At 43.2% G+C, this 6775-nt stretch carries 6 protein-coding genes and 1 tRNA gene; 1 reads left to right on the top strand and 6 read right to left on the bottom strand.

Annotation, left to right across the window (positions count from 1 at the left end; translation table 11 throughout):
- Positions 1–13: 13 nt before the first annotated feature.
- From ACNKW2_RS10235 to ACNKW2_RS10245, 3 genes are all read right to left on the bottom strand, one after another.
- The gene (locus ACNKW2_RS10235) at positions 14–1039 is read right to left on the bottom strand and encodes a GGDEF domain-containing protein (RefSeq protein ID WP_419148471.1); all 1026 of its coding nucleotides are present in this window, start codon (positions 1037–1039) and stop codon (positions 14–16) included.
- Positions 1040–1355: 316 nt separating this feature from the next.
- The gene (locus ACNKW2_RS10240) at positions 1356–2396 is read right to left on the bottom strand and encodes an alkene reductase (protein WP_419148464.1); all 1041 of its coding nucleotides are present in this window, start codon (positions 2394–2396) and stop codon (positions 1356–1358) included.
- A 184-nt stretch (positions 2397–2580) separates the two neighbouring features.
- Complete coding sequence (locus tag ACNKW2_RS10245; protein WP_419148465.1) at positions 2581–3411, bottom strand: hypothetical protein; 831 nt, start codon at positions 3409–3411, stop codon at positions 2581–2583.
- 286 nt (positions 3412–3697) lie between these two features.
- Between ACNKW2_RS10245 and ACNKW2_RS10250 the strand changes: the two genes are divergently transcribed.
- Complete coding sequence (locus tag ACNKW2_RS10250) at positions 3698–4282, top strand: TetR/AcrR family transcriptional regulator (protein ID WP_419148466.1); 585 nt, start codon at positions 3698–3700, stop codon at positions 4280–4282.
- 10 nt (positions 4283–4292) lie between these two features.
- On the opposite strand, the gene ACNKW2_RS10255 is transcribed toward ACNKW2_RS10250, so the two are convergent.
- From ACNKW2_RS10255 to nadA, 3 genes are all read right to left on the bottom strand, one after another.
- Positions 4293–5117 carry a hypothetical protein gene (locus ACNKW2_RS10255; protein WP_419148467.1) on the bottom strand — a complete coding sequence of 275 codons (825 nt, stop codon included), beginning with the start codon at positions 5115–5117 and terminating at the stop codon, positions 4293–4295.
- 237 nt (positions 5118–5354) lie between these two features.
- Positions 5355–5445, bottom strand: a tRNA-Ser gene (locus ACNKW2_RS10260).
- 98 nt (positions 5446–5543) lie between these two features.
- A complete protein-coding gene (nadA, locus tag ACNKW2_RS10265) occupies positions 5544–6587 on the bottom strand; it encodes a quinolinate synthase NadA (protein WP_419148468.1) in 1044 nt (347 codons plus the stop codon).
- Between the last annotated feature and the right edge of the window lie 188 nt (positions 6588–6775).

A 6775-nucleotide genomic window follows, 5' to 3' on the forward strand; every position in this document is an offset into this window, starting at 1 on the left:
GCTCAGTTTGGCTCTAAAAAAGATCGATATCACTGCTTTCATGTTTTTCTTCGATTTCTTTCGCTTCAAGTAGCTCGTCATAAAAACATAAACGATCGCGGCCATGATCTTTGGCATAATATAACGCTTTATCAGCGTTTTCTAATACCGTGATGGGAAAGTCATAGGGGCTTATCCGCGACATGCCTACACTCACGGTCAGTTTTTTCACAAACGGGAAATGGGTATTGCGCACCAATTCCATGAATTGGTCCATTTTATTCTTGATGGAGTCAAAATCGGTGGGCTCAAAAACTAACACAAACTCTTCGCCACCAAAACGAAATAGTAAATCTGTGGAGCGGAAAAACTGCCGCATCTTTTGCGCTAACAGCAGTAACACCTCATCACCGCAGACATGACCATAGTTGTCATTCACTTTTTTAAAGTGATCAATATCCATGATAGCAAGCCATGAGGTCGAGCCTTTATGAATGCTACGCGCATCGCCATGACGCACCGTTTTGTGCTGTTTAATTACCTGCTTTTCAATCAGCTGCTTAAGGCGTTTTTCGAAGGTTTGTCGGTTTAACAAACCGGTCAGCTTATCACGCTCGTTTTCATGTAAAATGGTGAGGTAGTTTTCAAATATGCGGCAAAAGGCATTGAGCAGCACCTGATCTGAGCTGGCTAAGCCGTTGCTTACCACCGCTATGGCCCCCACCGGCTTGTCTTGCAAACTTATCGGCACCCAGCGATGCTCTAGCCCACTGCGCTCTTGCACGGTAATAATACAAGCGGACTGTAAACACGAGATTAGTTCTTTATCGGGCTCTTTCACCAAGGAACGCTCTTGCCAATCAAACTCTTTTTCTGACACTTTTTTCAACAATAGATTGCGTTCAATAACAAACTCGCCTGGAACCTGTAAGTCTTTATAGACCGCAACTTCCTCACAACCGATGAATTCTTGGATGGTTGAAACCAGACTGTACTCAAGCGAGTCAATGTCTCTGGTTTTAGTGATTTTAATGACTGAATTTAATAAATCTTCTTGCATATACCGACGCACTCATAACTGCTAAGCTGACTTATTATTACACAATTAGAGCAAAATTGAACACAGTGATACGCCTTTATTCTTAGTTATATTAAATTTAAAGGAAGAGCAACGTAAGCTAAAGGTTAAGCATTTCAATAAAAGGTTAGCAAGCCAACCTAGCCATAAAATATATTCACTAAACCATATGACAACAATTAGATTATTATTGTCTACTTAGCAAAGCATATGTAATGAGTAGAAATATGCCAAACATTCCATTTGGCATATTTAAAAAGCAAAGTCAGTTACAGCAATTCACTTTATTAAAAGTGCCTTAATCTAGCGTGGCGAGCATCGACTCATCATAGGGGGTAAGCGGCTGCTGTGCGGCCACTTTGTCAACATAATCTGGATTGGCAATAAAGGGCCTGCCTATTGCTAGTAAGTCAAACTTGTCTTGCTCAATAGCCGCTGCTCCGGTCTCTGGTGTGTAACTGCCAACACCAACTAGGGTTCCTTGATAGAGACTACGTAAATACTCAGAAGCACTGCCACCAAGATAATCAAACGTCATAGCATCATCAAATATACCCACATGCAGGTAGGCAAGCTCACGGCTGTTCAGTGCTTTCACTAAATAATCGAATACCGCTCTGTCTCGCTCATCCCCATCCATATTAAAGTAAGCGCCTGGCGACAAACGTAACCCGACTCTGTCAGCACCAATACGAGCGACCACCGCATCCACTACCTCTAGTGCAAAACGACTCATATTCTCAGGTGAACCACCATACTCATCATCACGCACATTGGCGGCATGGTGCAAGAATTGATCGATTAAGTAACCATTAGCCCCATGAATTTCAACGCCATCAAAGCCTGCTTCTAAGGCATTCTCAGCGGCTTTAGCGTAATCTTGCTGTAACTGCTTTATCTCTTGTTGCGTTGCCGCTTTTGGGGTTTGATAGTTAAGTGAGCGCATTCTAGGCACAGTGCCTTCAATGCCGATAGCAGATGGCGCCAACACCTCGCCATCAAAAAAGTATGGGTGCGCAACCCGACCTACGTGCCAAAGTTGCGCAAACATCTTGCCGCCATTGGCATGCACTGCATCCGTCACCTTGCGCCAGCCAGCGATTTGCGCTTGAGTAAATAACCCGGGCGTGTTGGGATATCCTTGGGCGTCAGGGCGAATAAGAGTGGCTTCACCAATGATCAAACCGGCTTTGGCACGCTTAGCGTAGTAGTTTACCATGGCATCTGTTGGCACTAAGTCGTCGTCCGCCATACAGCGAGTCAGTGGTGCCATCAAGATTCTATTTTTAAGTGAAATGGAGTGATTCAGTTTCACTGAATCGAAAAGACTGCGAGTCATACTCACTCCTTATATTTGAATGTATATTCAAGATTGGGGGTTATTGAATGACTATTCAAGAGCTAGCCAAAGAAATGGTGCACCTTTTTTTATGCCATTACCCTCACTCGCTTAATACAGCTCAGTGAAGCTCTCCACAGCACCTGTTTCTGCTACAATGCTTGATAACCGAAAGCCTTACTGACTACTGCTTGTTTTGAGGTACCCGTTCGAAGGTAATAGCTTCAGCTAACGCTTGTTTAAAAGCCTTATGTAAACGCTTATCGATAAAGGCTAAGTGCCAGGTAAGGTAGTCTTGGCTTTGCTTAAGGGTTGCAAGCGTACCATTGATTTGCTGAATAAATGCTTGCGTTGCTGGTGTGTCGATACAAGCGATACGCCCAGAAATAAGTGTTGGCAGTCCTTTCAGTGGCAATGCTAGAGGCTTTTCTACCTCTTTTTCATTGTGTTTGGTGAAATAATCAATCACAGTGGGATACTCTATGAGCAAGTCAAAGCGATTACTTTGCAGCATCCCATATAACTGAGACTCCACGGCTCTTCCTTCCTTTATGTAGAGCTGCTCAGGATCCACTTGAGCAATTTGTTGGTCGAGAGAATCGCCATAAGAGCGCTCTTTATCAATGCCCAGAATAAGCTTGTTATTGTCTGCTAGGAGTTGCACTAAATTGGCGTCGTTTTGCTTTAATTGCGCGGCAGTATCAGGCATCGCAAATAATTGCAGGTTAAATAAATAATGGAGTGGATCGGAAAAGATAAATACTTCACTGCGTTGCTTATTTTTGACTAAATCTCGAATGCAATGGCCTCCCCCCTGTTGTAAGCGCTGTATTGCTCGACTGACACTGACTTTTTGCTCACTTAACTGCACCTCTTTTAACTGGGGCTTTAATGCATCGAATACAAGCGATTCGGTTTGTATTTGTGTCGAGGTGTTATGATAAATCACCAGATTTTGCGCATTGCCGAAAACAGAAAAAAGCAATAACATCAATAATATTAATATCTTAAACAAAGTTTTTCCGATAAATAGTATTCAAATTCATTTCATAAATATACTAAAGCCAACTGTATATTGACTAAGCGAAGTAATGCCACGGTAAGGACGCTCAGATCAAAAGCTAAAATCATTACAGCTGCTGGCTACAAATGATACAGCAATAGCAAAATAAAATCCTAGTTAAAGGAAGACAATTGTACTGCCTCTAAGTCAAACGTGGGATGAGTACAACGGCGCAGAAAATAACGCCAATACTTGCTACAATGGCGCTATCAGTGGCTAAAAGGGAGTAAACATAAACATGAGAACGGCAGAGTTTGATAAAGTACAAGTGCTACGAAGCGCAATGCACGTCTTTATGCGCTATGGATACACCCAGGCGAGCATGCCCAAATTAACGGCAGCAACAGGACTTCATCCGGGGTCAATCTACTGTGCATTTAAAAATAAAAAAGGCTTGTTACTTGCCGCCATCAACCAATATCAGGTTGATCGTTTGGCACAATATAAAGTACTGTTTGCAGACTGTGTCAGCCTTCAGCAAGCCTTAACTCGCTTTCTAACCGATTTAGTCGAAGAATGCTTAGCCACTGAAGCCAAACAAGTTTGTCTGTTGACCAAAACTCTACATGAAATTGGCGAAAGTGAACCTGAGGTGCAAGCGGCATTGCAAAACCACCTGCATCAATTTGAAACCCTTATTACACAACAGTTTCTTCGTCACTGGCCTGAGGGCACTGCGCTCTCACGGCCTGATGCCAGCAACAAGGCAAGGCTATTTGTCGTCAATGTTTATGGCCTTAGAGCCTATGCAGCCACAAACCCCAACCCTGAAATACTACAGCAACTTGCTCAACAGCTTATACACCAGACAGTAAATCCATAACTCAGTAAGGCTATTGATCCCGTGCTATGGCAGCACGAAAATGCTGAACAAATTGCTCATGTAATTGTGGTTCAATATAGTCTAAATGCCATTTTAAGTAGGTTGGCTGTTGTTTTAGCAGAACGAGGTGCTTATTCACTTGCGCTATAAAGTCTCGTGTTTGTGGAGTATCAATACATGCAAGCCGCCCACCCACCAATGCAGGAAACTGCGCCAAGGTTATTTGTCTAGGCTGGTCATCGCGACGAACGCGATTATCGTTTAAAAAGTATGACACAACCGAGGGGTACTCCAACAGTAAATCAAAGCGCTGGTTCGCCAACATGGCTAGCATTTGTGCTTCGTTATCATTGCCTTGTTTAACATAGGCCTGTTGGGGATCAATTTTATGGATTTCGGCATCGGCGATATCACCATATGACCGCCCTTTTTCAATGCCAACAATTAACTTTGGATTAGCCGCTAACAGTTGCGACAAGGTGGTTATATTTTCGAGCGCAGCAATCTTAACCTTTGGGCGCACAAACGCTTGCAAGCCAAGAAAATAAGTAAACGGCTCTGAAAAAATCAAGCGTTGACTGCGGGCAGCGGTTTTCAATAGGTTTCTAACACAATGCCCCTTACCATGCATTACGTTTCTGATCCCACGCTCTAACCCAGAAGAAACCTTGTTAAGCTTATACTGCGTGACGTTTTGTTGGATCGCTTGAAAAACAAACGCTTCTGTTTGTACGACTTCAAGGTCGCTCGAGTAGATTGTTAGCTCTTCAGCCTCTGCCACGAAACAGTATTGAAGTAATACCAACAAAAGTATGGGCTTTATTATTTTTATCATTGCTTTCTCATTGCGGCTGCACTTAGTGCAATTAATCATTATCAGCTTAATAAAGTGGCTATTTATAATAGATTATGACCATCGCTTTTGCCATTCGTCGAATTAACAATAAGTTAAAGGTAATGACTTTGTTTGAAGCAATGGTTTGGAAAGCTTTGAAATAGGGATCCAATAGGTGTTACCCCAAAAAATCATAAAGGTTTGTTTTTATTAAGAAATTCAGGGGAATGAGGGGGGTGGCGGAGAGAGAGGGATTCGAACCCTCGATACGCTATTAACGTATACACGAGTTCCAGTCGTGCGCCTTCAGCCACTCAGCCATCTCTCCGCACTAGATGCGGGGCTAATACTATGAAAAGCCTCGCAGTATATCAAGCAGTTTTTTGCTTTTGTATGCTAATTGCACATAAAGCAAACAAGAGCTGCTTATTTTTTCAAAGACGCCGAAAAGTCTAACATGCGATTTAACGAGCGCAATGCACCGTCACGTAAATCCATATCAACAAACACTTCTTTGCCTTCGGCATTGAGTAGGGCTTCTTCAATGGCTTGTAAACCATTCATTGCCATCCATGGACAGTTAGCACAGCTTTTACACGTAGCGCCCTCACCTGCTGTAGGAGCTTCGAAAAACTCTTTCTCTGGACATAGCTGCTGCATCTTGTAGAAGATACCGCGATCAGTGGCCACAATAAACTTCTGATTTGGCATGTCTTGTGCTGCTTTAATAAGTTGGCTAGTAGAGCCAACCGCATCAGCAAGCTCAACAATCTCAGCAGGAGACTCAGGGTGAACTAATACAGCCGCATCTGGGTGAAGCTGTTTCATATCCTTCAGCGCTTTGGTTTTAAACTCATCATGAACGATACAGGCACCGTTCCACATGATCATATCCGCACCCGTTTGCTTTTGGATATATGAGCCCAAGTGCTTGTCCGGACCCCAAATTATTTTTTCCCCTTGCTCATCAAGGTGCTCAACAATTTCTAGCGCACAAGAAGAGGTTACAATCCAATCCGCTCTTGCTTTAACCGCTGTCGAGGTATTGGCGTAAACAACGACTTTACGGTCTGGGTATTGATCACAAAATGCCGAAAACTCATCAATCGGGCAACCAACATCCAATGAGCAAGTTGCTTCAAGGGTTGGCATGACTACGGTTTTGTGTGGAGTTAAAATTTTCGCCGTTTCGCCCATAAAGCGAACGCCAGCAACAATAATAATATCTTTGTCTTCTTGCTTTGACCCAAAACGCGCCATTTCCAACGAGTCAGCCACACAGCCACCCGTTTCTTCAGCCAGCGCTTGGATCTCTGGATCAGTATAATAGTGGGCAACAAGCACCGCATTTTTTTCAATTAGTAAAGATTTTATTCGCGCTTTATATTCCGCTTTTTCTGCATCCGTCAAAGGCGCAGGCTTTGGAGGGAAGATATAATCTTCCGGCATTATTTGTTCAGCTAGACTCATTTCTCGACCACTAGTCCACATTGCATTAATAGGCGGGATTATACGAAAATTAAGGTCGTAATCCTAGCGATTGTTTACGGCAAAGTGACGACTCGAGGAAAGAATTTTGAATATATTATGAAACAAAGGGAAGGTGGTGGGTCATGATGGACTCGAACCATCGACCAATGGATTAAAAGTCCACTGCT

Origin of the sequence: Pseudoalteromonas 'SMAR', assembly GCF_048515945.1 — a bacterium.
In the GTDB taxonomy this organism is placed as follows: Bacteria; Pseudomonadota; Gammaproteobacteria; order Enterobacterales; family Alteromonadaceae; genus Pseudoalteromonas.

What these genes read in the sequence shown, in the direction of transcription:
- nadA (WP_419148468.1), bottom strand. Translation starts at nt 6,587, where the DNA reads ATGAGTCTAGCTGAACAAATAATGCCGGAAGATTATATCTTCCCTCCA.
- ACNKW2_RS10250 (WP_419148466.1), top strand. Translation starts at nt 3,698, where the DNA reads ATGAGAACGGCAGAGTTTGATAAAGTACAAGTGCTACGAAGCGCAATG.
- ACNKW2_RS10255 (WP_419148467.1), bottom strand. Translation starts at nt 5,117, where the DNA reads ATGATAAAAATAATAAAGCCCATACTTTTGTTGGTATTACTTCAATAC.
- ACNKW2_RS10235 (WP_419148471.1), bottom strand. Translation starts at nt 1,039, where the DNA reads ATGCAAGAAGATTTATTAAATTCAGTCATTAAAATCACTAAAACCAGA.
- ACNKW2_RS10240 (WP_419148464.1), bottom strand. Translation starts at nt 2,396, where the DNA reads ATGACTCGCAGTCTTTTCGATTCAGTGAAACTGAATCACTCCATTTCA.